The sequence below is a fragment of the Achromobacter sp. RT286_PF genome, assembly GCF_059760425.1.
Window position 1 is genome coordinate 27,376 of record NZ_JCBAMR010000033.1, and the last position, 24,063, is coordinate 51,438.

Sequence of the window (24,063 nt, forward strand, 5' to 3'; positions counted from 1 at the left end):
TTCGTCCTCAACTCGATTTCTTGGGAACGGCTTTATAGCCGTCGGGGTCGGCCAGCCATGCCAGGATGTCGGCGCCACGGTATGCGGTGCAGTTCAGCGATTGGGATGCGGGCTGCGGTGCGCGTCCCTGCAAAATCCGCTGGCGCCAGGTCTCGCGGGAAAAGGGAATGAGAAACTCAAAGTGCTGCCAGCGATACAGCCCATCCGGATGAATCGGCTTTACCTGCACCGGCTCGCGGGTAACGTGTGCTTGAGCTTGGCGTGCCATTTATAAGTCCTTGTTTTCGAGTCGAATATTTCGTTCGATGGCTTGGATGCAATCCATCAGGCCATCCGTAAGCTGATGCATGGAGCCGACCGATAACGGCGCGCCGGCTTGGCCTCCATTGAGCGGGTGCCCCACGTCGATCGACAGGTGTGCTTTGTCGCCAAAGTCGTCGCTGTGCCGCAAATGAAGCTCGCCCGCAGTCCCCAAGGACGCGGTAAACGGCACAACGATTTCGATCAGATTGCGCACCTGTGGCGAACGTCGCGTCGGCGTGGCCAGGGTGGGCCGGGAATTTGGGCCGGCGCCCGGCGTCGCTGGCGCCCGACCCATCGCGGCGTGGCTCAACAGGCCGGTCTGGCGGGCATCGGCTTCCAGCCGATCGATGACGTAAAGGGCAATGCGGAGATCCTCACGCGACACGCGGCAGCTATCTGGAGCTTCGCCGGGCACATGCGAATGCGTGGCCTCGCGCAGGCGCGCGATGGTTGTGTAAAAGCTCATGCTGCCAATTCCCTCCAGGTGACAACGTTGCTTGTGGCTGTGGTCAGGTGCGGCTGCGCAGCGGCGGCGCGGGTGAGGGCCTCGCGCATGGCGAGGTCGTACTGCATCGGGCGCCGAACGACGGGCCGATAGGGCGGCGGGGTGACGCCGGCGCGGCACAGGTCCAGGAACCGCTCGAGGAAAGCGAGGAGGTCGGCTGGTGCCGACGCGGGCGCTGGCCAGCCGGTGCGTTCGGCAATCATCGCGGCCATTTGCAACACCGTGGTGGACGCCTTCACCGGCGCGCCGACCTTGCGCAGATGCTCGGCTGTCTGCCGGCGAGCGATCTGCATTTCGAGGGATTGGTGGCGCGGCGGGGTCATGCTGCCTCCTTGAGCTTGGCCTGGCCGGCGTGGCCCTGTTCGATCCAATGAACCGTGAATGCATCGGACGGCGCTGCCGGCGCGGCCTTGAGCGTGCCGAGCACCAGGACGGTGTCCATGCGACCATCAGCCACCAAGGCGTCCACCAATCCGAGAGCGTCGCTGCGGCCGGGCAGATCCAGGCAGTCGAACCGGTCCAAGATGAGGCACCGCAGCCCGGAGATTTCGGCCAGCGCGGCGCCGACGAGAGCGTCTGCACGCCAGCGTTCAGATTCCGACAAAAGGCGGTAGGCGCGGCCACCGAACGTGATGACCATGTCGGCACCGATTTCGGGCACTCGCCAGCCGGCCAGGTCAGCCAGGTCGGCCAGCTTGTCGTTTACCGGCTGCAGCGCCTCGGCCAGGATCTCGCCCGGGATACCGTCGGGCGACAGAGCGTCGCCGATGGCGGACCAGGCCAATACTTCCTGGTGGTACTGCGCGGCGTTCGCGGTGCGCTCGGTGGCGCTGGTTGCCGCCCGCTTGGTGTTAAGCAACGTCTGGACGCGCTCGTCGATTGCCTTGCGTTCGGCGCGCAGCGCGGTGACCTTGGCGCGGACGGCCTCCACGTCGGCCGGCTGGATCGCGTCCGCTTCAGGCGTTCCTTGCAACTGTTCGGCCGCCGCCTCGGCCGCAGCGATGTCGCGCCGGTCGTTTTCGACGCTGCGCGCCATCAGATCACGGGCTTCGATGGCCTTGGGCAGGGCGGCCGATGCGTCGGGGTCACCCTTGCCATCGATCGGACCGTACTGCTTCACATACTTGTCCAGCGATACTTCAGCTGCGTCGAGGCCTTCGAAGCCGCCGCCCTGGGTGTTGATGAACTCCAGGGAGCAGAACAGCCAATCGGCCAATTCATGGACAAGTCCTTCGCGCGGACCCGATCCGGCCTTGGCCTGCAGATCTTCCACTCGCTCGGCCAGCTTGGCATGCTCAGCCTGGTCAAACTCCAGTTTCTGGCGCAGCGCCGGCAGTTGGGCGGCCTTGGCTTGGCGTGCCGCCAACTGGTCGCGGGCAACCGCGTAGGCCGTAGCCTTTTGCTCCAGGGCGCCCAGGGACTGCGCGGTCGCGTCAATACGGCTGTCCAGCGCGGCCAAGTCGGCGCGCGCCTTGTCCAACGCGACCTGGTCGAACGGCGGGATCTCCGCCTTCCAGCCTTCTGCCTTCTGGCTGCCCCATTGTTCGCCGGCGGCGGCCTTCCAGGCACCCTTGGCCTCGGTCGCTTGGTTCTTAGCAAATTCGGCGCCGCCGGCGAAGCCCGTACGCAGGATGGGCTTGATCTGGGTGACCAGCGGAGCGGCGCAGCCGCGCGCCAACAAGCGGCGCTCGATTTCGTCTGCCTTGACGTTGGTCCCGGTCAGCGCGAACAGCAGGCTGCGGCGTTCGTCGGGCTTGGCCGCGGCGAAGCGCTCAGGCGCGAGGACATACGGCAGGGCGGGCGATTGGGGCACCAGGGCTTCGCCCGACTGAGACCCTTTGGGCAGGCTGATGCCGACGGCGCCTTCGTCCAGATCCAACGTCACGGCGCCAAGCTTCGCGCCATCGCTGACCAGGGCGCCATATTCCTTCTTCAGCCCCACGCGCTCGGGCGTGCCCAACAGCGCGAGGCGCACAGCCTCGGCGATGCTGGACTTGCCGGCGCCGTTCGGACCGGCGATCAAGGCGCCCGGCGTGCGCAGCACCAGGTCCACGGCGCGCGCGCCTTGGAAGTTTTCAGTGGTGATTCGGTTGATTCGCATGGTTGCTCCTTATGCGCGCAGCTCGCGGCTGCCGGTGGGCGTCATGGCGGACACCAGACCGGCCGTTTCCATGGATTCAAGGAGACGGGCGGCGCGGTTGTAGCCAATGCGCAGATGGCGTTGAACAAGGGAGACGGATGCGCGGCGGAGCTTGCGCACGACCATGACGGCGTCCATGTAAAGCGGGTCGACGGCGTCGTCGGTGTCACCGTCGTCGCCCTCGAGCGCAAGCTGGCCAGGCGCCGCCGCTGCCGCTGATTCGTGGATCTGCTTCTCGCCTCCGAGGGCGTAGACCAATTCGGCGAGCAGCTTGACGATCTCGCCGGCCATGAGGAGAAATTCCGCATCGAAGACCTCGGCATCCGTGTCTTGAGCGGGGTGGTTCTCTTTCAGCAAGTCCAGCGGGCGGATCTTGCGGATATCCAGTTCCTCGGTCAGTTCGAACGAGATCCGATCCGACCAAGTCATGGCCAGGCGCGTGCATTGCTTGCCGGACTGAATGTGGCGCCGCACGTCGTCGGCGTCGATGGAGTGCTTCACGTAGCGGATGGCCGCGCCGCTTTCACCAGATGAGCGCAACTCGGCGTCCTGGTCGATGCTGAAACTGGTCGGCGGCTCGTCGGCTGCCAGCCAGCCGGTCATGGCGGATGCCGGCGATTGCGCCACGTACAGGTTTTCGATCGGGAACGGGTCGACGCACTTGGCCAGCAGCCCGATAACGATGTCGGCCTTCGCGGGCGTGCTGGCGTCGATGATCAGCCAGCGTTCGATCGTGTCAATCCACAGGCGGATATCGTCGTACTGCGTCAAGGCTGTGGGCAGTTTCTCGTCGATGATCGCTTCGCGGATTTCCTTCAATTGCTTCTTGCCAGGCTTGTAGCCTTGCTGCTGTTCGATTTGCAGCGCACGCGCGGTGGTCGCCTGGGCGATCGCCTTGCCCGGCAGCAACTTTGCCTCAACGCGCAGCGTCAGCAGCAACTTGCCGCTCACCGCGTGGGCCAGATCGGCGCCCTCGCGTGGCGGCACCCACCCGATAGACTGGCGCTGCAATTCGCCGGCGGGCACATACGCATGCGCCTCCAGTGCTTCGTTCAGTTCGTCAAGGTTCCAGAAAGGCGCGGCGGACGTGATGCGGTAGATTTTTGCGTTCTTGAACATGTCGGCACCCTTATTCCGGCGCGGCCACGCGGCGGCGCGGGGTGCGCTGCTGGGCGCTGGTCAGGGACAGGCGTAGCTGCTGGTACAGCCGGTTGAGGCGATCGCGCTCTTCAATGTCCGCGATGCCAGGCAGGTAGTCGGCAGCGATGTCCAGAACGTCAAGCGACTTCGCCGCGCGCAACTGTTCCTCCACCTTGGCTGGGTCCAGGGCTTCACCGCCGTCGTCTTCACCGGCACCGGCAGTTGGATCCGCATTGGTTGTCACGTCCGGCGCTGCGGTTTGCGCGGGGTCATCAGTCTCGGCCTGCGCCTTTGCCGGGGCCGTGTCCGGGGCGGCCTGGGCGGCCTTGGTGTCGCGGGATTCAACGTCAGTGACGTCGGCGGCCGCCGGCTGGCGCTGGGCCGGCGCAGCGCTGCCGCGCAGCTCATCCACGTTCACGCTGATCGTGCCGTCCGGACCGGTGCTTGCCTCGATGATGTCCTGTGCCTCTTCGACCGTCTGCAAGCCCATCAGCAATTCGGGCGCATAGAGCTTTCCGAAGAAGGATGCGGTGCGATAGCGCAGCATGACCTCGTCCATGGTCTGCCACTTGCTGCCGTTCTTCGTGTACCAGCCTTCCAGCACCGCCATCTCGATTGACACTGCCGGCGACTCAATGACCTCGCCGGTTTCTTTCTCGATGGCCCACGCAACGCAAACCTTGTCGTTGATCTTGACCTTCTCGACCTTGGTGTGCCGCTGGTTGTTCTCCCAATAGGTCGACTTGTATTCAATCTCGCGTTCGCCGCGGCTCTCGATGCGAAAGCGCAGAGGGGAGAACCTGCCGCAACCATTGATCGCGGCGATGATCCACTGCGAGGACCAGGACGGCCGGCCTTCGACGATGTACAGGTTCTGCATCACCATCAGCGGATCGGCGCCCATGCGCTGCGCCATGTTCAGCGCGACAACGGAGTTGGCCAGCGCGTTCGGGTTCTCGCGGCTTTCCTTGACGTTGCCGAAGCGGTCCAGTTTCTCGATCGTCTGGCGATAAGCCACGGGCACAAGGGTGCTACTGGACAGCAGGCGCGCCGCGCGCTGCATGAGTTCGAAGCCCTGAAGACTGCCGAAGCCGGGCGCCACGATGGGCATTTGCGTTTCCGGTGCAGCGCGCAGGTTCTGAATAGTTGCGGTCTGGGTCATGGTTTAGCCTTTGAACTTGCATGTGGGATGACGCGGGCAGTACTTGCCCGAGCAGAGGACGGATTTGGGGTTGCCGTAGAAGCTGCCGCTGTGGACGAGGCGTGCGGCGTGCTGGAGCAAGCCGGGGCTGCTTTCGTCGCCGACGAGCGCGTCGCGGGCGCCGGTGATCTCGCCGGTACCAATGCGCTGCGCGGTGGCGGTTTTACCTGTCTGCAAGCCGATGATTTGCGCGGGCGCGGTGATGGGCTTGCCGAGTGCGTGCTGGGCGAGGATCTCGTAGACGCCCATCTGAGGGCCGTGCCCGGCAGTGGCGACCGTCCCGTCCGAGCCTACGGCGCGCGCGCCGCTCTTGAGGTCGGCGATGCCCAGCTCCCCGCAGGTGGTGCGCCGGACGCGGTCAGTCGTGCCCGTAAGCGCGATGCCGAGGTCCGTGATCTCCATGCGATCGCACGTCAGCTCCACCGCGACGTAGTCCTGATGCGGCGCGATCTGCGCGCAGTAGCGCGTGTGCAGCGCCAGGCCGATGCGCTCGGCATCCTTCGGGCTTGCGTCGTCCCAATCGACCTCCTCGTCGGTGCCGTACAGGGATTTCACGAATTCGCCAGCGGCGTCGTCGGGGGTAATGGGGTTGCCGTCGAGCGTGGCCTGGTCGAAAGCGGCCGTGCCGGCGTGGATGGCCGTGCCAAGGCGTGCCGCGCCGGATGACGGCATGCGCATGCCCAGCAGGTTCTTGGCTTCCCATCGGGCGGGGCAGTCGAAAAGCTCGGCCAGGCTGGACGCCCGGATAGGGATGATGCGTTGGTGCATAGCAGGGGCTCCGAGTCAGTTGGCGGCGTTCGCCGCAGTGGTGGTGTGTGCTTGGCGCGCGGCGGCTTCATCGGCCTGCTGCACGTAGCCGTAGGCGAGGACTGCGCAGACCACGGCGATCGCGGCAACGGCATGGTCGCGATCAAGGGCGCGAAGGAAGCGGCGGATCATTGCTGCGTCTCCTGGCTGGCGCCGGCGTGGATCTGCCGGCTGGGCATGCAGGTGAAGTCGATACGGGTGCCGAACGGGAACACCGCAAGCACGTCGAGGCATTGGGCTTGGCTGGTGAAGCGCTCGATAACCATCACGGGCGGCCGGTCACCGCCGGGCGGCAGAAATGCCAGCAGGACCCAAAACGTGGCGGCGGTCATGCGCGTCCCCACGGATCGGTGCGGCGGCGATAGGCGGCGAACGCATCGATGGCGCGCGCCATGGCGTAGGCGAGGGAGCAAAGGAGGAGGGCGGCGATCATTTGCGCGGCCCCTTGCGGCGCTTGAAAAGCGCGCGCAGTTCGGTGGCGAGAACGACCAGGCCGACGATGAGGAAGCCGGCCATCAGAGAACTACCTCGCCGATGTCGTGCAGTGATCGCTCAATCAGCATGCGCGCGCGCTTCAGCAGCTCGTCCTGCAATGCCTTCACGCCAGGTGCGCCGGCGCGCTGGTCGAAGGGCCATTTGCTGAGCGCGACGAGCGCCACGCCTGATGCGGCCTTCGGGCCGAGGTCGCATTGGAAAGTTTCGGCCCACCAATCAATGTCTTCGCCGAAGGCGACCTGGGTGCGGCCGGCGAACAGGTCGCAGAGGACGCTGAGGATGTCAGCGTCGGTGAGTTCGGGCTGCCTTACCCGGAGTACGGTGTCTTTGGTTTCGCCCCGGGCCTGCTGGCTTGCTGGCGTGGGTGCCGAATTGAGGGATAGCATGGCTTCCTATCGTCATCGATGACCCATAAGTGGGTCGACGACAGGAAATTTACAACCCAAAAACGGGTTAGTCAACCCAAAAATGGGTCGCCTTTGGGAAAAATATGCCCCAGACTGGGGCGAATTTGTCCCTACTTCCGCTCAGCAGGCGTTCTAAGAATCACGCTCGGGGCAGATGGTTTGATGGTCAAGTAGTCGATTTGATCGGGCTTGGCTGGCGAGAGCACGATCTCTTCTGTGTTCCACATCCCCGGCTTGATCTCGCCCGGGATACTGATCTCTTTCCTCTGGCGCGTGCTCGGGTCGTAGTTCTTCGTGCCCGGCGCCGCATTCGCCCAAACAACATCCAGCTTCAAACCTGGAAAGGTTGCTGATGTTGGGTTGCCGATGTTGAGCTTGATTTTGACGCCGTTCGCGTAGGGCGCAACGTCCTTGACTGCGAGTGTGACGCTGCCAATGTCCATTTGAGCGACGCTATAGCCCTTTTCGGTCACAGAAAGGGTCGCAGTTTTGCCGGCGCCAATGAGAAGAGCATTTTCGAACTGCAGGTTCAGCACCTCGCTTTGCAGCTTCTCAACATCAGCCGTCAATTTGGAACGAGCGGCCTCAAATTGGTTGAGCGCTTTTCCCTGTTCCGTGGCGATGTTTCGCAGCGACTGGAGTTCCGCTACGGTCTCAGCGTCGGGCTTACAGGCCGAGAGGAGTGCAGTGACGCCTACCAAAGCAGCTGCCGCGGTGATTCGTTTCATGGTTTGTTAGCACTCCCGTTTATTGTGTCCCAAATTGGGTAAATCCTTGCCAAGTGACGCAGCGCGCACTGATGGGTTTGGAGGCCGCATCCGCGATAGCTCCAGACGCCAGAACAAAACACTGGAGGCCATCAATTTGCACATGTTTTGATCAATTTTGTTGCACTAAGGCCAAATTTTTTTCCCGTCTGACCACACCATGCGGATGCTAGGACGCATTAGCCCTCTTGGCACCGGCGCTTTTGACAGTTGGCTGCTGTACCTGCAGGTATTTTTTGGCATCTGCCAAAAGCAAGGAGCGATACGTTTCATCAAGCTGATGAAAGAGTGCCAACAGTTCAGCATCGGCGGCGCTCGGCGCGGGGGCATTGCCAGCAGGTGTAGATACTGTGAGACGCGGCTTGTTCGCTAAAGATGCGTCTGGGATGAGAAATTGCCATGCTTCCAGCCCAAATGAACGGGCGATTTCTTCAATGTTGCCGATGCCGGCGCTCGACTCGGCATTGCGCATACGGCCGATCGTGGACTTTGTGACGCGACGAGAGAGCCGCTTTTCCAAAGTGACGTTGGAAAGGCCGGCTTCGGTCATCAAACGATCGAGGTTGGCGCCGACGATTTCGGCAGCAGACTTTTTACCCATAGTTGGAACTATGCCCCGCCTTTCGGACCATTTGCGGGTTGACGCAACCCAAATATGGGTTGAAAATGCGGCGCATGAACCAGCCGACATTTCTTTCCTCCGTACTCGCTCGCCTGAGCGCCGTTCGTTTTCCAGATCTGCCCACGGTCGCTGAGGGGTCCGGAGTTCCGGAAAGCACTGTGCGCAAATTGCGCTACGGGGAAGTGAAAAATCCTCGCGTGCATACCGTTCAAGCTCTGCATGACTACTTTGAACGATCCGATGCAGCGCCGACAGTGGCGGAGAAATGTCCGGACTCCAACCCCTCTGAATCGCAGGCCGCGCGCCGGGTGCGCCATGCGTGAAATCGCCTCACCGATCAACGCGCAGCCGGGCCGCCAGGCCGCGCTGCCCAAACCGCTGTTCGAGGTCGTGGCGCCGGCCGACACCGCGCCGAACAGGTAGCCGCACCGTGGGTTGGTATTCGCTCGCCGCAGACTCAATGAAACGTCCCTGGCTGGGCCGTTTCAGGCTCCACGCAGTCGCTACGGAAGTCAGCTTCGTAGCACAGCCGATCGAACACCGCGCGCACTGTCGCTTGGTCCGCGTCGCCCACCACCGACTCGGCGAGTTCCTTCGCAATTTTGAGCAGCGTCAGCGTGGCCTGGGCTGCCCTGTCTTCTATCTTCATTCCCATCGTGCCCCCTTCATCAGCTCGCCTGGTGGGAATGTAGCTTCCCGGAGTATTTGACGCATGCGACATGAATCGCACAAAACCCTGATCGCCGTCCTGCGCGATCACACCTCGGCTTGGCGCAAGTCGCTCGACTGGTCCCGCGAGACGATGGTCGAGACAATTGTGCGGGCGCACGAAGCCCGCAACGGCCCGGCCGTGACCGGCATTCGATTCGAGCCGCCCACACAGGATGCGTTCGCGCGGATGAAGGCCAACGCCGACCGGGTGTCGCGTTGGTTGGACGATGAGAGCAAAGAAAACAACTTGCTCCCCGCGAATTTCCTGCCATCCGTGTTGGCGGCCATGCCGCATGATCGGCGTCGGCATTGCGTCGATGACCTCTTGCGCCCGCTCAACTTGGCCGTGCGCACGCTGGCTACCGAAGGCGCCGAAACCTTGTGTGTCGGGCAGTTGGCCAACGTCCTGCGTGAGCAGGCCGAGGCAAGCGCCGCGCTTGCGGCCTTGCTCGACGGCCAGGCGACCAAGGAAGAACTGATTCAGGCCCATCGCGAAACTTCGGAATCCATCGTTGCGCTGCGCCAAGCTCGCGCGACGGTGGAGCGGCAGATGGTGGCCGCTGGCATGCAGGTCCCTGCGAAAGAGGCGGACCCGTCATGAGTCACGCCGAGATCAACCACTTCCATTTGTTCGCTGGCGCCGGCAGTGGCGCAGTTTGCATGCGGGATGCCAGCCCTGAGGTCCCTCGATTTCTGGAGGATATGACCGACCCGGGCACAATATCTGAAATCCATACGCGCACCTTCGGCGCAAAGAGGGTCGATAAACGCCCAGGACGAACTCTAGCGATACAGCGCCAGGTGCTCCTCCTGCAAGCTGTCAAGTTCTGCCAGGTGCAGCTCAATCACATTGCAGAGTTCCGGCTCGTCGCCCAAGCTGGCGGACTTGAAAGTCTGCGCCCTGTCAGCGGCAGCGGTGGCCAATGTATAGGTATCCACGGCAAGGCCGCGTATCCGAACAGCGCAGAATATCCGCTCGGGCGTTCCCAAATCGTGAAGTGGCAGCTGGGTCGCGGCTTCAATGGCGGTATGCAACCAGCTGCTGATTGCCCTCCATTGATCCGGAAAAACCTTCGGGGTCGAATCGCGCGTGAGATGGAGGGTGTTATAGGACAGCTTCAGAAGATGTGTGTAGATGCCTGCGAGGCCCTTGACGCGCATGTTTTCCCGGGTTTGCTCAAGCTCGAGAGCGGTCTTACGGGAAACTTGCGATTGCCAATTTCCCAGGACGAAAGCTCCACCGATTGCTGCCATCGAACCCACCGCCTGAAGCCATGCGGCAAGGTCGGAGCTGGAGGTGGGTGCATACGCTCCGGTGTTGTCAGCAGAAAAAACCGTGAGTATGCCAATCGTGCAAAAGGCTCCGCCCACGCTGAGCAGCAGGGCAATAACGAGGCGTGTAGCCACGATTCGGACAGTCATATTTATTCCCTCTTTTTATCGCGCCATATTAGCGCGCTAGAGAGGGTCACATGACTTGGTCCGAGATCACCATTGCCCGGGCGCTGGCGCGGCAGACGTTCAACCGAAAGTACCTGGTGGTCGTGCCCAACTGCAACTGGACCGGCCACGAATGCGATCTGCTGGTGGTGACGGAGGACCTGCGCATCATAGACATCGAAATTAAAATCAGTCGCGCGGACCTGAAAGCTGACGCCAAGAAGGAAAAGTGGTGGCGGCGAGAATATCTTGGGCAATGGCCTTCTGTTTCTGAGCTTCACCACAGCAAGCTGTCAGGCGACCTCGTCGAGGTACGCAGGCACCGCAAGTGCCGGTACAAGAGCACGCCCAAAGACTGGCCGACCAAGGTCTGGAAGCACTACTACGCACTGCCAAAAGAGATATGGCATCCGGATCTGTTTGAGGCACTGCCTAGCGCCCGGAGCGGCGTCCTAATGCTGGACCGCGACAGCTACCCGCGGCCCGTCGGCGATGCCTTGCGCGTGGAATGTGTGCGCCGCGCGACGCCGAATCGTGACGCCGCGCAGATCAGCCCAACTGGTGCCGTAGATATTGCGCGCCTGGCCAGCCTGCGCATGTGGGACGCCTATTCGCGCCTTGAGCAAGGGGAGGCTGCATGACAATGCCTGCGCCTTATCCGTTCGACACCAGGGCGAAGGGCTGGCGGTTTGAGCTGGACCATGAGCGCATTCGCCAATCCGATACTTGGGCCTTAGCGGCGCCAGAGATCCGGCCGTGGCTGCTGATGTTGTGGATGACTGCATGGGAGCAGACACCGTGCGGCAGTCTGCCCCAGGACGACGAGTTGATCGCCGCGCGCATCGGCATGCCCCTCGACCAGTTCCGGGCGGCGAAGCCACGTTTGCTACGAGGCTGGTGGCTTGCGGACGACGGCCGCCTTTATCACGACACCCTCGCCGAGCGCGTCCTGGAGATGATCGAGCGGCGTGACGGCGAACGGAGCCGCAAGGCCGAATACCGCGAACGCAAGAAGGCAGAACTCGCTGAAGCCGAGCGGAAGCAACGGGGAAATCGTCCCGGTCCGTCCCTTGGTAGTCCTGATTTGTCCCCCGGGACAGACAAGGGACTCACAAGGGATTCCGGTGGGAGTGACGCTACCGGAACCGGAACCGGAACCGGTTTAAATAAAAAAGATATAGCGGCGGCGGCGTCTATCGCGGGTGCGCCTGCGCAAGGCCACGACCCTGCGCCGCCGCCGCTCGATGGCGACAAGACCCCAGAAGAAAAGGCCATGGCCGTTGCGGTCTGGCTGCGCCGCAGGGAGCAGGCCCGAGGGAAGCAGCCACGTGGCACGAACGCCAGCGATCCACGCATCAGGGCATGGATCGACGCTGACGCCGGCGGCCTACAGCTTCTGGACGCCTACAACCAGGCCGTGCTGGACCGCGAGGCGACAGGTGACCCGGGACCCGTCACGCCCGGATTCCTGGACATCTTCGTCGCCAAGGTGCTCAACCCGCCCCAGGCGGGAAGCGCCCTCAAGGGCGCACGCTCAGCCGAGTCGAAGTCCGATCCTCTTGTCTGGCTGACCACCGCGTCGGGGCTCGAATCGAAGGGCGCCGAGCTGGGCATCGTGCACGGGCAGGGCGAACCGTTCCCCTCGTTCAAGGCGAGGGTGATCGCCGCTGCGGGCCTGACCGAAGACGACAAAGCCCGCGCTCGCGCAGACCTCGGGGTCCACATATGACCGCCACCGTCCAGTGCGTCGGCTGCGTCCTGTTCACGCTGCGCGAGGCGCCGAAATACGCCCAGGTCGGGCTGGGCCGCTGCGCCGCCATGAAAGACCGCCCGGGCACGTTCGTCAGCCCGCAATACCCGCATCAATGCCGGGACCACCAACCAGCGCCTGCGGCCAAGACGGCCGCGCGTATCGAATGGCTGCGCGACGTGCGTGGCGAGGGAGCATGATGTCGAACCAAATCACGTTTACGGTGCCTGGCGTACCGCAAGGAAAAGGCCGCGCGAAATCCAGCTCGCGTATAGGTCGCGATGCCAAGTCGGGCGCCACCCGCGTTTTCACGCGGCACTACACGCCAGAGGCGACAGTGGCCTATGAAAGCCTGGTCAAGCTGGTCGCGGCCCAGGCCATGGCAGGGCGCGAAGCCTATACCGGGCCTATACGCATGGAGCTGGACATCATCCTGCCGATCCCACAATCCTGGTCCGGCGTGCGGCAGCGCCGCGCGGCCGCCGGCGAGATCGCACCCACCGTGAAACCTGACGCCGACAACGTCGAGAAGGCCATCAAGGACGGCTGCAACGGCGTTGCGTACCGCGATGACGCCCAGGTGGTCCAGGCCAGCAAGCGCAAGATCTACGGAGTGGTGCCGGGCGTGGCCGTGGTGCTGACCGTGTTGGACATGGAACCCGCGCAGGGAGTGAAGAAAAATGCGTCGTGAAGCCGGTACGTTTTCGTGTCCTGAGCATGCGATCGCCGTGGCCTACCTGATGCTGGCCTACCCGATCGAGCCGAAGAACCCGACGCAGTTGATCTGCGAAGCCCTGCAGGAGCGTTTCGACGTGGAGTACGAGCGCAAGGCGTTGTCTGGGCTGACGCCGCATGAGTGGCACGCGCAGGCAGTGTTCATCGTCAAGCTGGTGGGACGGACCTTGGGTGACGGCATTGGGTTTCATACCCTGCGGGCGCAATACGGCACGGGGGAGGAGGGCGCCGCCAGCGCGCGCCGGGTCTCAGAATGGTTGAATCCGGAAGCTGCTGACGACAGCCGCGAGCGCGAGGTCACGGACCTGCTGACGGCGCACATCCTGCGAGGCAGGCCGCGGTTGCGTGATCTGTGCGACAGATTCGACCTACCGTATTCCGCGCTGCAACGACCGGCAAGTGCGTACCGCGTGCTGGTGGAAGGTGCGCGCCGCGCAGCTCTGCACCGCCTGGATATCCAGATGCGAGAGGTGCACGTCGTCTGCACAGAGTTTCCGCCTGGATAGGGACAGAGGCTAGTTCGAGCGTTTGCTTGATCGTTTAGTGGCCCAGAAGGATTTCTACAATTTGCTCCCAAATTATTAGTTGGAGCGGCCGGTGAACCGTAAGCAAAGGAGAAGAAAGGCAGCGCAGAAAATGCGCCCTACGGCGCCACAGGCGCCTATCGGCAATCTGCAAGCCTCGGCGCCGTTTAATCCAGGAAAGGTTAAATCGGGTAGCTCAGACAAGCTTGATTCACGAGAAATCCCGGTGATCCTGCTGCTGGCCTTTCTTGGCGTCGTACCCATCGGTGTAGTCTTGCTCACTAACACTCAGCCCTTAGATGTGTACGTACTGAACCCCGAAAAGCGTTCAGGCATTTTCAGCTATGCCTCGTTCTGGCTATCAGCCGCCGCAGCGCTTGCGGCGGGTCGGGGGGTGCTACGAAGCAAGGCGACCGACGCGTCAGTATTCAAAGATTCGGACTATTACTGGGAAGGGGCGATTTTCATCTTCGCGGCGGCTGTTTGCGCGGCGCTCGCAGTCTCCGATCACCCGAATACGCCAATGCTACTGTTTGGGCTTCTGACATGTCTGTGTGTCGCACAAGTCGCTATCAGTAGCATGGCGGTGTTTCGGCTGTGGCGGAACGGGGGAAAATGGAGGCGGGCGTTAATTCTTCGAGTGATTTCTATCGTGGTCTTGTTGCTGGCGATAGGAGGGTATGGTTATCTCGTTTTTGACTCGATTCCTTGACTTCGTGAATCAAGTTGTGCAGAATTCTCCCAGACTCGTAGCAAGTACGTCTTGACATATTGAGTGCGCTTACGGAGCCGAGCTCCGTAGTCGAACCCATGGTTGAGCCATGCATCGCAGCACAGGTCGAAGTACAGGGTCCCCGCCGTGATAGCGACCATCTACCCGCCAGTCAAGTGAAGGCGGAATTCAACATCACTAGGGAGACGAGTATGGGAAAAGCTAACAAGGGAGCAAAGCGCTCTTTCTGGAAGTATCTGGGTGCGAAGTTTGTGTTGTCCGCTGCGATGACGCTCAATCCGGCTGCGTAAGCGCACTCCTCAATAAAAATGCCCCGGCCAGAAAACCGGGGCATTTTTGATTTGGCGTTTACGGCAACTCGGCGGCGCGCAGAGCCTGAATATGGAGCGTGGCGCCCGGATGGCCAACAATTTCGCCTACGAGACGCATCTGCGGTGTGCTCACCGCGCCTTTGATGACAAGGTCGAATTCGTCAATTCCAAAGATGTTCACAAGGTGTTGGGCGTGACGTTTGACATGTACGTTAGCGGTCAGCGTTTCGTCTTTCACGGAATATCCGCCAATGAATGAAAAGCTGCTGTCGCCACCAAAGACGCGGCCAGTTTCCAGCACCATGACGCCGGCGCCTTCGTCAAGGCCGATCCGGCCAAACTTCAAAGTCCAGAGAGCTTCAATCATGCCTTGATTCTCCATCATGGGTTGGTGATTGATTCTGCAGCATTTAAAGAAGACGGCGACGGCCACGCGGCGGCAACCGCATGACCGACAGCCGACCCACGGAACGAACCCGTGAGCGACCCGAGGCCGTCCTACCTGTACAGGCGGAGGCAACGGTAACACATCCTCACGAACCAATGGCATCCCCAATCATTCCCTGGCTGGGCGGCAAGCGTCGCCTGGCCGATCGCATTTTTCCGTTTTTCCCCGCGCATGACTGCTACGTTGAACCCTTCGCGGGCGGCGCGGCGCTTTTCTTCCTGCGGCCGACGCCGGCCAAGGTCGAGGTGCTGAATGACGTCAACGGCGAGCTGGTGAATCTCTATCGCGTGGTGCAGCACCACCTGGAAGAGTTCGTCCGTCAGTTCAAATGGGCTCTGACCAGCCGCGACGTATTCAAGTGGCTGCAGATCACCAGGCCGGAGACGCTGACCGATATCCAGCGCGCCGCGCGCTTCTTCTACCTGCAGCAGAACGCCTTCGGCGGCAAGGTGGACGGGCAGACCTTCGGGACCGCGACCACCGCGCCGCCGGGCTTGAACCTGCTACGGCTTGAGGAAAATCTATCGATGGCGCATCTGCGCCTGGCCGGCGCCTACATCGAAAACGTGCCCTGGCAAAAGTGCCTGGAGATGTACGACCGGCCGCATACGCTCTTCTATATGGACCCGCCGTATTGGGCGACCGAGGGCTATGGCGTGCAGTTCGGATTCGAGCAGTACGAAGACATGGCGGCGCGCATGCGCAAGCTGCAGGGCCGCGCGATCGTAAGCCTGAACGATCACCCCGACATTCGCAGGGCGTTTGAAGGCTTCCACATCGAGGCCACGGACATTCGCTACACCGTGGGCGGCGGCCGAGGCGTGGAACGCGGCGAAATCCTTATCTTCAGTTGGGATGTGGCCGCCGCGCCGGCCGGACTGTTCTAGGTCAGGGCCTATCGTCAGCGCCCGGATCCATCGCTTGTGCGATCCCTTCTTGCACATCGAGCAGGAAGGCGCTGGATTCGGGCGTCTGGATCATCGATGGAACGGCCAGTTCGACGAGACAAGTAAGCAACTCGGTGAACCACCATTTGGCATCGACTCCAACGGGAGCGACATGGGTATAGGTCAGGTAGCTGATCGCGCGTGTCGTTATGTTGGGATCTCGACCAGATTCGATCACGTCAGCGACCTGGGCAGCGGCGATCCGCATGAATTCGCCTGCAAGCTTGGCCACGGCGATCTCGGGTGTTCCCTGGTCCGACCATAGGGCACCACGCGCCAAGTTGCGGCAGGCGATCTGCAATGCAGCAAGGTCAACCTCTTTCACATGCTTCCTTGCTGGTTTGTGTGCCAGGACCGAGATTGGCCCGAATTTGGCGGCTGACATTACTTGTATTCCGGCCGGCTGATTCCGGCAAGTTATTGTTCCGGGCGCCACCGTTCAGAGCGCGATGGGTGGTACAGATGGCATCCGCCAAAAAGCAACGTCCACGGCCACCATTGCACCCCGATGGGCGTGGTGGCTTTTATCCGGCGCCCGAACTGTCGGTGTGGGTTGAGCAATCGATCCTCGCAAGTGGTGGCGCTCTGCACAACCCCGACCATGCCCACTTGGTCGACGCCGATCTGGCATTCCTGTGGGCGCCGAGCGCGTTTGAGAAGGCAGGCCGCATGGTGCTGGGCCAGGCCGAACAGGTCATGTTCCGGGCGGGCGGCTGGCAGAAGGCGCGCCAGGAGCAGCAGATGGTGGAGTGGTTCGGCCGCGTGCCGGCCTTCCTCATCACCCTGGCGGCAGACTACTGCGCCACGTGCACTGATGCGGAATTTTGCGCCCTGGTGGAGCATGAGCTTTACCACGTTGGGCAAAGCAAGGACCCATACGGCGCGCCGGCGTTCGACAAGCTGGGTCGGCCGAAGCTGCGAATCGTTGGGCACGACGTCGAGGAGTTCATCGGCGTGGTGGCGCGGTACGGGCCGACGTCGGACGTGCAGCGCCTGGTGCAGGCCGCCGGTACCGGTCCGGCCGTCCCCCGACTACACATCGCCCGGGCTTGCGGGTGCTGCCAAAAGGTGGCATAGCGGCGCGGCAGGATCAACAACATGGCAATGCTCACCGACGCGCACAAGCTCTTCATCGTCCAGGCGCTTGCCTGCTGGGACACCCCCAGCCAAGTCGCAGAGGCGGTTAAGGAGGAGTTCGGCGTGGATGTGCCCCGCGTGCAGGTGGCGCAGTATGACCCGACCAAGGTGGCCGGCCAGAAGCTGGCAAAGAAGTGGGTGGATCTGTTCGAAGCCACGCGCAAGCGATTCCGAGAGGAAGTGGCCGAGATCCCGATCGCGGACCAGGCCTTCCGGCTGCGCGCTTTGGGCAAGATCTACGAACGGCACCTGAGCAGGGGCAACGTCGTCGGCGCCGCGTCAGTACTTGAACAGGCCGCCAAGGAGGCGGGCGGCGCCTTCACGAATAGACGGGAGCACACGGGCGCCGGCGGCGGCCCGATAGAACAGAAAACGGTGGTGGTCGATGGAAAAGAAGTCGCCGCCGCCGTCGCCCAGCTAAACGGCGACTATTGACCCGGCCGTCCTGCGCGCCACGGCTAAGGCCATGTGCGAGCAGGACCACCTGTTTTTCAGCCGGTACTTCTTCAAGCACCGCCAGGCGATCAAGTTCCGGGTCAACTGGCACCATGAGCTGATCGCCGAAAAGGTGCAGGCCGTCATTGACGGTCGCATCAAGAACCTGGTCATCAACGTGCCGCCCGGCTCGTCGAAGACCGAACTGGTCGCCATCAATTTGATGGCCCGCGGCCTGGCGCTGAACCCGCGCGCCCGGTTCCTGCACATCAGCTATTCCGACGACCTGGCGCTGCTGAATTCGCAGACGGCCAAGGAACTCGTCCAGTCCGACGAGTTTCAGGCATTGTGGCCGTTGAAAGTGGCGGCGGACGCCAAAAGCAAGAAGCGCTGGAACATCGAGGTCGACGGCCGAAAGGCCGGCGGTGTCTACGCGGTATCGCTCGGCGGCCAGATCACCGGCTTCCGGGCCGGCCATATGGCGGACGGGTGGCAGGGCGCCATCGTCATCGATGACCCGCTCAAAGTTGGCGATGCGTATAGCAAGCCGCGCCGTGCCAAGGCAAACCGCGACCTGATTGCCACGGTGAAAAGCCGTCGGGCAAATCCCGACACGCCGATCATCGTGATCATGCAGCGTCTGGCGCAGGAGGACGTGACCGGCTTCATCGAGGCCGGCAACCTTGGATCCGACTGGGAACAGGTCGTCATCCCGGCGTTGATCGATGACGCTTACGTCGCCGGCTTGCCGGCAGCCGTCCAGGCGAAGATCGACAGCAGCGTCAGGGACGAAAAGGGGCGCTTCAGCTATTGGCCCTACAAGGAGCCGCTGGCGGAACTGCTCGCCATGGAGGCGGGCGCGGGCGCCGACCAGGACGGCGCGCGGGTCAGCCGCTACGTGTTCTCGGCGCAGTACCAGCAGCGCCCGGCACCGCTGGGCGGCGACCTGATCAAGGGCGCGTGGTTCGGGCGTTATGTCGTGCCGCCGCGGATCGTCTCGCGCAAGGTGTTCGCGGACACCGCCCAGAAGACGGCCGAGCGCAACGACTACAGCGTCTTCGAATGCTGGGGCCTGGGCGACGACGGCAAGCTTTACCTGTTGGACCTGCTGCGCGGGAAATGGCAGGCGCCTGAGCTTAGGCGCCGCGCTCTGGACTTCTGGGCCAAGAACAAACCGTTCAATCCGAAGCTGTCGGCACCGCTGCGGCAAATGCTGATCGAGGACAAGTCCAGCGGTACCGGCCTGATCCAGGACATCGGCGCCGATGGAAAGATTCCCGTCAAGGGCGTGGAGCGCGACAAGGACAAGCTCACGCGGCTCATGGACGTCCAGAGCTACATCGAGGCGGGCCTGGTGTGCATCCCAGAGGACGCACCTTGGGTGGCCGACTTCGTCACCGAGTGCGAGGCCTTTACGGCTGACGACACACATGCGCATGACGACCAGGTCGACCCCTTGGTCGACGCTATCAACGACATGCTCGCCACAGCGGGCAGCAACCTAGGGCGCTTCATGGCGCTGGCAAGCAAATGATGAACCAAGACGGCTACTTGAGCGCAGTGCTGGGTCAAGCCCTGCTTGACGCTTCGGCGGGTGGCCTCGGCACGCTGGATGATCTGGCGATGTACGCCGAAGGCGGGCTGCCGGCGCGCGTGGTGGACATGATCCCGGACACGGCGGTATCGCGTGGCGTGGAGATCACCGGCGACGACCGGGTGCGCGGTGAGCTGGACCGCCTGAAGGCGCTGCCGGCGCTTGCCGACGCTTGGCGCTGGGCGCGACTGACAGGCGGCGGCGCGATTGTCGTCGTTGCCAAAGATGGGCGTGCTCTGCGCGATCCGCTGAACCTTGAGGGCCTTGATCAGTTGCTGGAGCTGAAGGTGTTCACGCTGGATGACGTGTCGGCGACGGAGAAGCGGTATTCAGATCCGAACCAGGCCAACTTCGGCATGCCCGAGGTCTACCGCGTACGCACGCAGACGGCAGGGGCGGTGGCGGCCGAGTTTTTTGTCCACGAATCGCGCCTGATTGAGGTTCCGGGCGATCCCTTGCCGGCGAAGCTGAACCGTAAAGGGATTCCCTGGGCGGGCCGGCCGGCGGTGGCCAGGGCTTTCCGGGCCATCCGTCGATACAGCGAGGGTCTGCATTGGGCTCTGCGCCTGCTGGAGAAAAAGCAGCAGGCCGTTCACAAGATGAAGGGCTTGGCCGAAGCGATCGCGGCGGAAATGGAGGCCGCCATTCGGAAACGGGTGGAGATGGTGGACGCCGTACGCAATGCGCTCAACGGAGTGGCGGTGGACTCCGAGGACGAATATCAGATCCTCAATTCCGACATGGGAGGCGTCAAAGACACCCTCGCGGAATTCCAGATTGCGCTGGCCGCCGAGACGGGCATTGCTGTGACGTTGCTTTTCGGGCGTTCGGCCGCTGGTTTGAATGCCACCGGCGACGGCGATCTGGAAGGTTTCTACAACGGCGTGGCGATGGGACGTGCCGCAAAGGTGAACCCTGCGTTGGAGCGACTGGTGTCGCTGATTCGTGCGCAGCGCAGCCTGGCGGGGAGCGGCGAAGGGCAGGGCGAGGACTGGTCGATCACCTGGCCGCCCCTCAAGCCCGCTACGGCTAAGGAAGAGGCCGAAATAAGGAAGGCAAACGCCGAGGCCCAGGCGCGCGAAATGGATGCGCTGGGCGCGGCGGTGGATAACGGCCTCAGCACGGAAGAGGCATACCGGTACATGAAGCAGGAAGGACTCTATGGCCTCATCCCCGACGCCGGCGGCGAGTCGGCCACGTCGTACGCCGCGGCCACCTAAGCCGTGGCGCTACCCGCAAGGGCACGAGCGAGATTATCTGCGCGCGCTGCGCACCCAAGCGGAAGCCGCCATCCTGGCGGTGGAACGGCACGTCATCCCGGTGCTGGACCTGGTGCTGCGCCAGGACGATCTGCGCAACACACCGGAAGGTGATGATGGCTGGTTCGAGTCACTGCGACGTGCCTTCATGGAGGCGCTGGGGGCCGCAACCGTCGCGGATGGCCAGGCTGAGGGCTTGGCTGCCCTGGTTGCACGGCGTGTCGAGAAGTACAACAAGGACCAGTTTCACCGGTTGCTGCGCCGGGCCTACGGCGTGGACGTCTTCAAGGCTGAACCGGGACTTGCCAGGCTCTTGCGGCCTTGGGAAGCCGAGAACATTGGGCTGATCAAGTCAATCCCCGAGCAGTATCTGGACACGCTGCACGGGCGGGTCGTGGCCGCCGTTCGCAATGGCACGTCCCTGCGCGACATGACCAAGCAGATCCGCGAGACGTACGATCTGCCGCGCAAGCGTGCCGAGTTGATCGCGCGCGACCAGATCGGCAAGCTGAATGGCGACTTGACGGAGTACCGACAGACCAATATCGGCGTCAAGAAATATCGGTGGCGTGGCGTCCTGGACGAGCGTGAGCGCGACGAACACGTTGCACGCGAGGGCCAGGAATTCGACTGGGACGAGCCACCGACCGACGGCCACCCAGGCAAGCCGATTCGGTGCCGTTGCTGGGCCGAGGCCGTTCTTCCGCTGTTCGACGACTTGGACGCCTTGATCGTCCATTGAGGAAAAACCATGGTGATGCGATTTGACCGGGTGCCGCTGAAGGCCACCCGGACGGACGAGGGCTACCTTGTTGATTCGCCGGTGCTGACACGCACTGGCGTTTTTGAATACCGCGATGCCGGAGGGAAGGTTCGGCGCGAGTACCGCCCGCCCGAGGAAGTCTTCCACACCGACTCGCTGGCCAGCTTGCGCGGCAAGCCGGTGACCGACGGGCATCCGGGAAAGGTGGACACCAAGAATTTCCGACAGCACGTCATCGGCACGATGCTCTCCGAGGGGCGACGGGACGGCGACAACATGGTCGGCGATTTGATCATCTACGACCCGACGCCAGTGGACGCCGGCAACAAGGAGCTGTCCCTGGGCTACGAGCTGGAGCTGGACGAGACGCCCGGCGTCTCCCCGGAAGGCGAGCCGTACGACGTTGTCCAGCGAAAGATCCGATACAACCACAACGCTGTGGTGAAACGTGGCCGCGCCGGGGTGGCGCGGCTCAACCTTGACGCGGCAGACGCCGTAACGAAAACCGAAGAGGAAACTGACATGACCATGGTCAAAATCCGCCTCGATTCCGGCCTGTCGTATGACGCGGCTCCGGAAGTGGCGAATGAACTGGAGCGGCTGCGCGCGGCTGTGGCGGCTGCCAATAGCAAGGCGGACGCCGAGGCGGCCCGTGCTGACAGCGAAAAGGCACGCGCCGATACCGCGGAAGCCGGCATTGCGCAGGCGCGCCAGGACGCCCACGGCGCCGCGCTCGCCCGCGTGAAACTGGAAAACGTAGCGGCGCAGCACAAGGTGGAATTCAAAGCCGACACGGCTGACCGTGTGCTGCGCGAAGGCGTCATTAAGGCAGTCCGGGGCGATTCTTTCGACCTGGCCGGCAAGTCCGACGGTTACGTGGAGGCTGCTTTCGACCTGGCCGTGACCGATGCCCAAGCCCGCCAGGACGCGGTCGCGCAACAACGCCAGCAGATTGGCGGCGCCCCGAAGCCGCCGGCGACAGCTGGCCAGCGCGCCGACGGCGCCGAACAGCCGACATCCGCGCGCGGCGCGCGCTCGGCCTACCTTTCCAACCTGAAAAATGGAGGCGAATAATGCCCCCCGTTTATGACGATCGCATGGATGTGGCCTACGCCGGCATGAAAGCCGACCTTGGCTATGACGATGTCGAGACCTACGCCGCAGCCGGCAACATTCGGCCTGGCGTGATCGTGGGCGACACCACGGGCGACCGTATCGTCGCCGGCCCCGGCACGCGTATTCGTGGCCTGGCGCTGCACACGCACACGATCCCCCGCGAAGGCGGGTACCGCGAATTCGACGCCGTCAGCGTGATGCGCGTGCGCCGCGCGTGGGCGCTTGTCACCACTGGCGGCGCCGTGACGGAGGACGGCCCCGTGAAGTGCGCGGCCGACGGCACTGTGTCGGATACCGGCGCCACCACGGTACCGAACGCTGTCTTTCGCTCGGGCGCCGTCGAGGTCTCCGGCGGCAAGATCGCGCTGATCGAACTGCATGCGCCGTTTGCAGTGGCGTCCGCAGCCGCCTGATCTGCAGCCACAATCAATTAACCCAAGGCCCCGGAAGGGGCCTTTTTCATTGGGAAAACCATGGACAAACACGAGCATTACGACGAGGCGGATCTTCCGGCCGTCAAAACTATCGTCGTGGCATTGGCGGGGATGCGGGAGGACGAAGGCCTCTACACCGCCCGCCAGTTGGACTACGTCAAAACGCGCACCTACGACAAGAAGCTGCCGCCCATGATCGGCCTGCAGCTGGTGCCGATTTCCACCGAGGTGCCTGAGTGGGCGGAAACGTTCACGTACACGATGTTCGACGAAGTCGGCATGGCCCAGATCGTCGCGAACTATGCCGCTGATCTTCCCCGCGCCGACGTGAAGGGCGAGGAAAAGACAGGCACGATCAAGAACATCGGCGGCGCGTACGGCTACAGCGTGATGGAAATCAAGGCCGCAGCGGCCAATCGCACCGATCTGCCCACTCGCAAGTCCATGGCGGCTCGCAAGTCGGTCGAGATCAAACTGAACCAGATGGCGCTCATCGGCGACACGAAGTTCGGCCTGTATGGCTTGGTGAACCACCCGAACGTGCCGCTGGTGGTGGGCTTGAATGGTGACTGGCTGAACCCGAACACTACCGCCGACCAGATGCTGGCCGACTTGGACATGATTCATGACGCGGTGCCGAATCAATCCAAGGACGTGCACAAGCCGACGCGCATCGTCATGCCGACTGAGCAGCGTAGCAAGATCTTTTCGAAGCGCGTGCCGGACTCTGGTGGCAAGACCGTGGGCCAGTTTTTCCAAGACAAGCACCCCGGCCTGCAGATCATGGGCGCCGCCGAATTCAAGGGCGCCGGCAGCAGCGGCAAGGATCTGATCCTGGCCTACGAGTACAGCGAGGAAAACCTGGCAATGGAACTGCCCATGCCGTTCAACCAGCTGGCCGCGCAAGCACGTGGCCTGGAACTGGTGGTGCCCTGCTTGGCGCGTGCCGGCGGGGTGGTCGTGTACTACCCGCTCTCGATGGCGAAGGGGGAAATCTGATGCCGTACTACACCAACGCAACCAAGGCCGTCATCAACATCGGGGGCCACACCGTGATCGCCCCGACGAAGACGGCCAAGGTGGACCCGGAGATCCGCGGCATTCAGGATCTGATCAAGCGCGGCATGCTGGTCGAAGCCGAGGCGCCGACGGGTGACCTGCCCGAGACCAAGAAGGGCGGAAAAGCCGCGGATGACGCCGACGGCACTAAGGAACCTTCCACGGTCAATGAGCTGAAGGCCTGGCTGGACGAGCAGGGCGCTCAGTACAGCGCATCGGCCAACAAAGCCGAACTGCAGGGCCTCTACGAGGCCTTGAAGGCCAGCGCGGGGCAGTAATC

The 24,063-nt window shown here is 62.9% G+C and carries 34 protein-coding genes and 1 pseudogene; 18 read left to right on the forward strand and 17 right to left on the reverse strand.

The annotated features are described in order from the left end of the window. Positions 1-7: 7 nt before the first annotated feature. The 13 genes and pseudogenes from AC6LJY_RS21655 to AC6LJY_RS21715 form a co-directional block, all read right to left on the reverse strand. A complete protein-coding gene (locus tag AC6LJY_RS21655; RefSeq protein WP_438859290.1) occupies positions 8-268 on the reverse strand; it encodes a helix-turn-helix transcriptional regulator in 261 nt (86 codons plus the stop codon). Then, a complete protein-coding gene (locus tag AC6LJY_RS21660) occupies positions 269-769 on the reverse strand; it encodes a hypothetical protein (protein ID WP_498136709.1) in 501 nt (166 codons plus the stop codon). Continuing rightward, a complete protein-coding gene (locus AC6LJY_RS21665; RefSeq protein ID WP_498136710.1) occupies positions 766-1,131 on the reverse strand; it encodes a hypothetical protein in 366 nt (121 codons plus the stop codon). Before AC6LJY_RS21665 ends, AC6LJY_RS21660 begins: the two co-directional genes overlap by 4 nt. Then, positions 1,128-2,909 carry an AAA family ATPase gene (locus AC6LJY_RS21670; RefSeq protein WP_498136711.1) on the reverse strand — a complete coding sequence of 594 codons (1,782 nt, stop codon included), beginning with the start codon at positions 2,907-2,909 and terminating at the stop codon, positions 1,128-1,130. Before AC6LJY_RS21670 ends, AC6LJY_RS21665 begins: the two co-directional genes overlap by 4 nt. A 9-nt stretch (positions 2,910-2,918) precedes the next feature. Beyond that, positions 2,919-3,176 (reverse strand): DNA translocase FtsK, encoded by a 258-nt coding sequence (locus AC6LJY_RS21675; RefSeq protein WP_498136755.1) that lies wholly within the window; start codon positions 3,174-3,176, stop codon positions 2,919-2,921. Beyond that, a pseudogene (locus tag AC6LJY_RS21680) lies at positions 3,165-4,067 on the reverse strand (recombination-associated protein RdgC); the annotation flags it as partial. The pseudogene AC6LJY_RS21680 and the gene AC6LJY_RS21675, both read right to left, overlap by 12 nt. Positions 4,068-4,077: 10 nt before the next feature. After that, positions 4,078-5,250 carry a hypothetical protein gene (locus AC6LJY_RS21685; RefSeq protein ID WP_498136712.1) on the reverse strand — a complete coding sequence of 391 codons (1,173 nt, stop codon included), beginning with the start codon at positions 5,248-5,250 and terminating at the stop codon, positions 4,078-4,080. 3 nt (positions 5,251-5,253) lie between these two features. Further along, positions 5,254-6,057 (reverse strand): RecB family exonuclease, encoded by an 804-nt coding sequence (locus AC6LJY_RS21690; protein WP_498136713.1) that lies wholly within the window; start codon positions 6,055-6,057, stop codon positions 5,254-5,256. 15 nt (positions 6,058-6,072) lie between these two features. Continuing rightward, a complete protein-coding gene (locus AC6LJY_RS21695) occupies positions 6,073-6,228 on the reverse strand; it encodes a hypothetical protein (RefSeq protein WP_498136714.1) in 156 nt (51 codons plus the stop codon). Continuing rightward, positions 6,225-6,428, reverse strand: a complete 204-nt coding sequence (locus AC6LJY_RS21700; protein ID WP_498136715.1) for a hypothetical protein — start codon at positions 6,426-6,428, stop codon at positions 6,225-6,227. Before AC6LJY_RS21700 ends, AC6LJY_RS21695 begins: the two co-directional genes overlap by 4 nt. A 183-nt stretch (positions 6,429-6,611) precedes the next feature. Beyond that, positions 6,612-6,977, reverse strand: a complete 366-nt coding sequence (locus AC6LJY_RS21705) for a hypothetical protein (protein WP_498136716.1) — start codon at positions 6,975-6,977, stop codon at positions 6,612-6,614. 131 nt (positions 6,978-7,108) lie between these two features. Next, positions 7,109-7,726 (reverse strand): DUF3251 domain-containing protein, encoded by a 618-nt coding sequence (locus AC6LJY_RS21710; protein ID WP_498136717.1) that lies wholly within the window; start codon positions 7,724-7,726, stop codon positions 7,109-7,111. Positions 7,727-7,934: 208 nt separating this feature from the next. Then, positions 7,935-8,366: a hypothetical protein gene (locus AC6LJY_RS21715; protein ID WP_498136718.1), complete on the reverse strand. Its 432-nt coding sequence runs from the start codon at positions 8,364-8,366 to the stop codon at positions 7,935-7,937. Between the two features lie 74 nt (positions 8,367-8,440). Between AC6LJY_RS21715 and AC6LJY_RS21720 the strand changes: the two genes are divergently transcribed. Beyond that, entirely contained in the window at positions 8,441-8,710 is a 270-nt protein-coding gene (locus AC6LJY_RS21720; protein WP_498136719.1) for a hypothetical protein, read from the forward strand. Positions 8,711-8,844: 134 nt separating this feature from the next. Here AC6LJY_RS21720 and AC6LJY_RS21725 read toward each other — a convergent pair whose 3' ends face one another. Continuing rightward, a complete protein-coding gene (locus tag AC6LJY_RS21725) occupies positions 8,845-9,042 on the reverse strand; it encodes a hypothetical protein (protein ID WP_498136720.1) in 198 nt (65 codons plus the stop codon). A gap of 57 nt (positions 9,043-9,099) precedes the next feature. Between AC6LJY_RS21725 and AC6LJY_RS21730 the strand changes: the two genes are divergently transcribed. Further along, the gene (locus AC6LJY_RS21730; RefSeq protein WP_498136721.1) at positions 9,100-9,699 is read left to right on the forward strand and encodes a toxin YdaT family protein; all 600 of its coding nucleotides are present in this window, start codon (positions 9,100-9,102) and stop codon (positions 9,697-9,699) included. Positions 9,700-9,881: 182 nt separating this feature from the next. Here AC6LJY_RS21730 and AC6LJY_RS21735 read toward each other — a convergent pair whose 3' ends face one another. Beyond that, a complete protein-coding gene (locus tag AC6LJY_RS21735; protein ID WP_498136722.1) occupies positions 9,882-10,520 on the reverse strand; it encodes a hypothetical protein in 639 nt (212 codons plus the stop codon). Positions 10,521-10,570: 50 nt separating this feature from the next. Here AC6LJY_RS21735 and AC6LJY_RS21740 point away from each other — a divergent pair, with 50 nt between their 5' ends. From AC6LJY_RS21740 to AC6LJY_RS21765, 6 genes are all read left to right on the forward strand, one after another. Then, positions 10,571-11,179 carry a hypothetical protein gene (locus tag AC6LJY_RS21740; RefSeq protein WP_498136723.1) on the forward strand — a complete coding sequence of 203 codons (609 nt, stop codon included), beginning with the start codon at positions 10,571-10,573 and terminating at the stop codon, positions 11,177-11,179. Further along, positions 11,176-12,267: a hypothetical protein gene (locus AC6LJY_RS21745; RefSeq protein WP_498136724.1), complete on the forward strand. Its 1,092-nt coding sequence runs from the start codon at positions 11,176-11,178 to the stop codon at positions 12,265-12,267. The genes AC6LJY_RS21740 and AC6LJY_RS21745 overlap by 4 nt, the downstream gene beginning before the upstream one ends. Continuing rightward, on the forward strand, positions 12,264-12,488 hold the full coding sequence (locus tag AC6LJY_RS21750; protein WP_498136725.1) for a hypothetical protein: 225 nt from the start codon (positions 12,264-12,266) through the stop codon (positions 12,486-12,488). The genes AC6LJY_RS21745 and AC6LJY_RS21750 overlap by 4 nt, the downstream gene beginning before the upstream one ends. Further along, entirely contained in the window at positions 12,485-12,979 is a 495-nt protein-coding gene (locus tag AC6LJY_RS21755) for a RusA family crossover junction endodeoxyribonuclease (protein ID WP_498136726.1), read from the forward strand. Before AC6LJY_RS21750 ends, AC6LJY_RS21755 begins: the two co-directional genes overlap by 4 nt. Then, entirely contained in the window at positions 12,969-13,529 is a 561-nt protein-coding gene (locus AC6LJY_RS21760) for a hypothetical protein (RefSeq protein ID WP_498136727.1), read from the forward strand. The genes AC6LJY_RS21755 and AC6LJY_RS21760 overlap by 11 nt, the downstream gene beginning before the upstream one ends. A 91-nt stretch (positions 13,530-13,620) precedes the next feature. Beyond that, positions 13,621-14,259 carry a hypothetical protein gene (locus tag AC6LJY_RS21765; RefSeq protein WP_498136728.1) on the forward strand — a complete coding sequence of 213 codons (639 nt, stop codon included), beginning with the start codon at positions 13,621-13,623 and terminating at the stop codon, positions 14,257-14,259. Between the two features lie 369 nt (positions 14,260-14,628). Here AC6LJY_RS21765 and AC6LJY_RS21770 read toward each other — a convergent pair whose 3' ends face one another. After that, the gene (locus AC6LJY_RS21770) at positions 14,629-14,958 is read right to left on the reverse strand and encodes a hypothetical protein (protein WP_498136729.1); all 330 of its coding nucleotides are present in this window, start codon (positions 14,956-14,958) and stop codon (positions 14,629-14,631) included. Positions 14,959-15,134: 176 nt separating this feature from the next. Between AC6LJY_RS21770 and AC6LJY_RS21775 the strand changes: the two genes are divergently transcribed. Continuing rightward, positions 15,135-15,926 (forward strand): DNA adenine methylase, encoded by a 792-nt coding sequence (locus tag AC6LJY_RS21775; protein ID WP_498136756.1) that lies wholly within the window; start codon positions 15,135-15,137, stop codon positions 15,924-15,926. A 1-nt stretch (position 15,927) separates the two neighbouring features. Here the strand turns inward: AC6LJY_RS21775 and AC6LJY_RS21780 are convergent, their stop codons facing one another. Beyond that, complete coding sequence (locus tag AC6LJY_RS21780; protein WP_498136730.1) at positions 15,928-16,371, reverse strand: hypothetical protein; 444 nt, start codon at positions 16,369-16,371, stop codon at positions 15,928-15,930. A 77-nt stretch (positions 16,372-16,448) separates the two neighbouring features. On the opposite strand from AC6LJY_RS21780, the gene AC6LJY_RS21785 reads away from it, so the two are divergent. The 9 genes from AC6LJY_RS21785 to AC6LJY_RS21825 are packed head-to-tail and all read left to right on the forward strand — an operon-like array spanning position 16,449 to position 24,061. Further along, the gene (locus AC6LJY_RS21785; protein WP_498136731.1) at positions 16,449-17,063 is read left to right on the forward strand and encodes a putative metallopeptidase; all 615 of its coding nucleotides are present in this window, start codon (positions 16,449-16,451) and stop codon (positions 17,061-17,063) included. A 21-nt stretch (positions 17,064-17,084) separates the two neighbouring features. Beyond that, positions 17,085-17,558, forward strand: coding sequence for a DUF2280 domain-containing protein (locus AC6LJY_RS21790; RefSeq protein ID WP_498136732.1), 474 nt, complete (start codon positions 17,085-17,087; stop codon positions 17,556-17,558). Then, complete coding sequence (gene terL, locus AC6LJY_RS21795) at positions 17,554-19,092, forward strand: phage terminase large subunit (RefSeq protein WP_498136757.1); 1,539 nt, start codon at positions 17,554-17,556, stop codon at positions 19,090-19,092. The genes AC6LJY_RS21790 and terL overlap by 5 nt, the downstream gene beginning before the upstream one ends. After that, on the forward strand, positions 19,089-20,372 hold the full coding sequence (locus AC6LJY_RS21800; protein ID WP_498136733.1) for a phage portal protein: 1,284 nt from the start codon (positions 19,089-19,091) through the stop codon (positions 20,370-20,372). Before terL ends, AC6LJY_RS21800 begins: the two co-directional genes overlap by 4 nt. Further along, positions 20,314-21,153: a phage head morphogenesis protein gene (locus tag AC6LJY_RS21805; RefSeq protein ID WP_498136734.1), complete on the forward strand. Its 840-nt coding sequence runs from the start codon at positions 20,314-20,316 to the stop codon at positions 21,151-21,153. Before AC6LJY_RS21800 ends, AC6LJY_RS21805 begins: the two co-directional genes overlap by 59 nt. A 9-nt stretch (positions 21,154-21,162) precedes the next feature. Further along, positions 21,163-22,248 (forward strand): DUF2213 domain-containing protein, encoded by a 1,086-nt coding sequence (locus AC6LJY_RS21810; protein ID WP_498136735.1) that lies wholly within the window; start codon positions 21,163-21,165, stop codon positions 22,246-22,248. Continuing rightward, positions 22,248-22,703 carry a structural cement protein Gp24 gene (locus tag AC6LJY_RS21815; RefSeq protein WP_498136736.1) on the forward strand — a complete coding sequence of 152 codons (456 nt, stop codon included), beginning with the start codon at positions 22,248-22,250 and terminating at the stop codon, positions 22,701-22,703. The genes AC6LJY_RS21810 and AC6LJY_RS21815 overlap by 1 nt, the downstream gene beginning before the upstream one ends. Before the next feature lie 60 nt (positions 22,704-22,763). Next, positions 22,764-23,723, forward strand: a complete 960-nt coding sequence (locus AC6LJY_RS21820; RefSeq protein WP_498136737.1) for a DUF2184 domain-containing protein — start codon at positions 22,764-22,766, stop codon at positions 23,721-23,723. Then, positions 23,723-24,061: a hypothetical protein gene (locus tag AC6LJY_RS21825; protein WP_498136738.1), complete on the forward strand. Its 339-nt coding sequence runs from the start codon at positions 23,723-23,725 to the stop codon at positions 24,059-24,061. The genes AC6LJY_RS21820 and AC6LJY_RS21825 overlap by 1 nt, the downstream gene beginning before the upstream one ends. The last annotated feature ends 2 nt before the right edge of the window (positions 24,062-24,063 follow it).

Excerpts from the sequence above, each read along its gene's own strand:
- AC6LJY_RS21655 (WP_438859290.1), bottom strand. The coding sequence starts at position 268 with ATGGCACGCCAAGCTCAAGCACACGTTACCCGCGAGCCGGTGCAGGTA.
- AC6LJY_RS21660 (WP_498136709.1), bottom strand. The coding sequence starts at position 769 with ATGAGCTTTTACACAACCATCGCGCGCCTGCGCGAGGCCACGCATTCG.
- AC6LJY_RS21665 (WP_498136710.1), bottom strand. The coding sequence starts at position 1,131 with ATGACCCCGCCGCGCCACCAATCCCTCGAAATGCAGATCGCTCGCCGG.
- AC6LJY_RS21670 (WP_498136711.1), bottom strand. The coding sequence starts at position 2,909 with ATGCGAATCAACCGAATCACCACTGAAAACTTCCAAGGCGCGCGCGCC.
- AC6LJY_RS21685 (WP_498136712.1), bottom strand. The coding sequence starts at position 5,250 with ATGACCCAGACCGCAACTATTCAGAACCTGCGCGCTGCACCGGAAACG.
- AC6LJY_RS21690 (WP_498136713.1), bottom strand. The coding sequence starts at position 6,057 with ATGCACCAACGCATCATCCCTATCCGGGCGTCCAGCCTGGCCGAGCTT.
- AC6LJY_RS21695 (WP_498136714.1), bottom strand. The coding sequence starts at position 6,228 with ATGATCCGCCGCTTCCTTCGCGCCCTTGATCGCGACCATGCCGTTGCC.
- AC6LJY_RS21700 (WP_498136715.1), bottom strand. The coding sequence starts at position 6,428 with ATGACCGCCGCCACGTTTTGGGTCCTGCTGGCATTTCTGCCGCCCGGC.
- AC6LJY_RS21705 (WP_498136716.1), bottom strand. The coding sequence starts at position 6,977 with ATGCTATCCCTCAATTCGGCACCCACGCCAGCAAGCCAGCAGGCCCGG.
- AC6LJY_RS21710 (WP_498136717.1), bottom strand. The coding sequence starts at position 7,726 with ATGAAACGAATCACCGCGGCAGCTGCTTTGGTAGGCGTCACTGCACTC.
- AC6LJY_RS21715 (WP_498136718.1), bottom strand. The coding sequence starts at position 8,366 with ATGGGTAAAAAGTCTGCTGCCGAAATCGTCGGCGCCAACCTCGATCGT.
- AC6LJY_RS21720 (WP_498136719.1), top strand. The coding sequence starts at position 8,441 with ATGAACCAGCCGACATTTCTTTCCTCCGTACTCGCTCGCCTGAGCGCC.
- AC6LJY_RS21725 (WP_498136720.1), bottom strand. The coding sequence starts at position 9,042 with ATGGGAATGAAGATAGAAGACAGGGCAGCCCAGGCCACGCTGACGCTG.
- AC6LJY_RS21730 (WP_498136721.1), top strand. The coding sequence starts at position 9,100 with ATGCGACATGAATCGCACAAAACCCTGATCGCCGTCCTGCGCGATCAC.
- AC6LJY_RS21735 (WP_498136722.1), bottom strand. The coding sequence starts at position 10,520 with ATGACTGTCCGAATCGTGGCTACACGCCTCGTTATTGCCCTGCTGCTC.
- AC6LJY_RS21740 (WP_498136723.1), top strand. The coding sequence starts at position 10,571 with ATGACTTGGTCCGAGATCACCATTGCCCGGGCGCTGGCGCGGCAGACG.
- AC6LJY_RS21745 (WP_498136724.1), top strand. The coding sequence starts at position 11,176 with ATGACAATGCCTGCGCCTTATCCGTTCGACACCAGGGCGAAGGGCTGG.
- AC6LJY_RS21750 (WP_498136725.1), top strand. The coding sequence starts at position 12,264 with ATGACCGCCACCGTCCAGTGCGTCGGCTGCGTCCTGTTCACGCTGCGC.
- AC6LJY_RS21755 (WP_498136726.1), top strand. The coding sequence starts at position 12,485 with ATGATGTCGAACCAAATCACGTTTACGGTGCCTGGCGTACCGCAAGGA.
- AC6LJY_RS21760 (WP_498136727.1), top strand. The coding sequence starts at position 12,969 with ATGCGTCGTGAAGCCGGTACGTTTTCGTGTCCTGAGCATGCGATCGCC.
- AC6LJY_RS21770 (WP_498136729.1), bottom strand. The coding sequence starts at position 14,958 with ATGATTGAAGCTCTCTGGACTTTGAAGTTTGGCCGGATCGGCCTTGAC.
- AC6LJY_RS21775 (WP_498136756.1), top strand. The coding sequence starts at position 15,135 with ATGGCATCCCCAATCATTCCCTGGCTGGGCGGCAAGCGTCGCCTGGCC.
- AC6LJY_RS21780 (WP_498136730.1), bottom strand. The coding sequence starts at position 16,371 with ATGTCAGCCGCCAAATTCGGGCCAATCTCGGTCCTGGCACACAAACCA.
- AC6LJY_RS21785 (WP_498136731.1), top strand. The coding sequence starts at position 16,449 with ATGGCATCCGCCAAAAAGCAACGTCCACGGCCACCATTGCACCCCGAT.
- AC6LJY_RS21790 (WP_498136732.1), top strand. The coding sequence starts at position 17,085 with ATGGCAATGCTCACCGACGCGCACAAGCTCTTCATCGTCCAGGCGCTT.
- AC6LJY_RS21800 (WP_498136733.1), top strand. The coding sequence starts at position 19,089 with ATGATGAACCAAGACGGCTACTTGAGCGCAGTGCTGGGTCAAGCCCTG.
- AC6LJY_RS21805 (WP_498136734.1), top strand. The coding sequence starts at position 20,314 with ATGGCCTCATCCCCGACGCCGGCGGCGAGTCGGCCACGTCGTACGCCG.
- AC6LJY_RS21810 (WP_498136735.1), top strand. The coding sequence starts at position 21,163 with ATGGTGATGCGATTTGACCGGGTGCCGCTGAAGGCCACCCGGACGGAC.
- AC6LJY_RS21815 (WP_498136736.1), top strand. The coding sequence starts at position 22,248 with ATGCCCCCCGTTTATGACGATCGCATGGATGTGGCCTACGCCGGCATG.
- AC6LJY_RS21820 (WP_498136737.1), top strand. The coding sequence starts at position 22,764 with ATGGACAAACACGAGCATTACGACGAGGCGGATCTTCCGGCCGTCAAA.
- AC6LJY_RS21825 (WP_498136738.1), top strand. The coding sequence starts at position 23,723 with ATGCCGTACTACACCAACGCAACCAAGGCCGTCATCAACATCGGGGGC.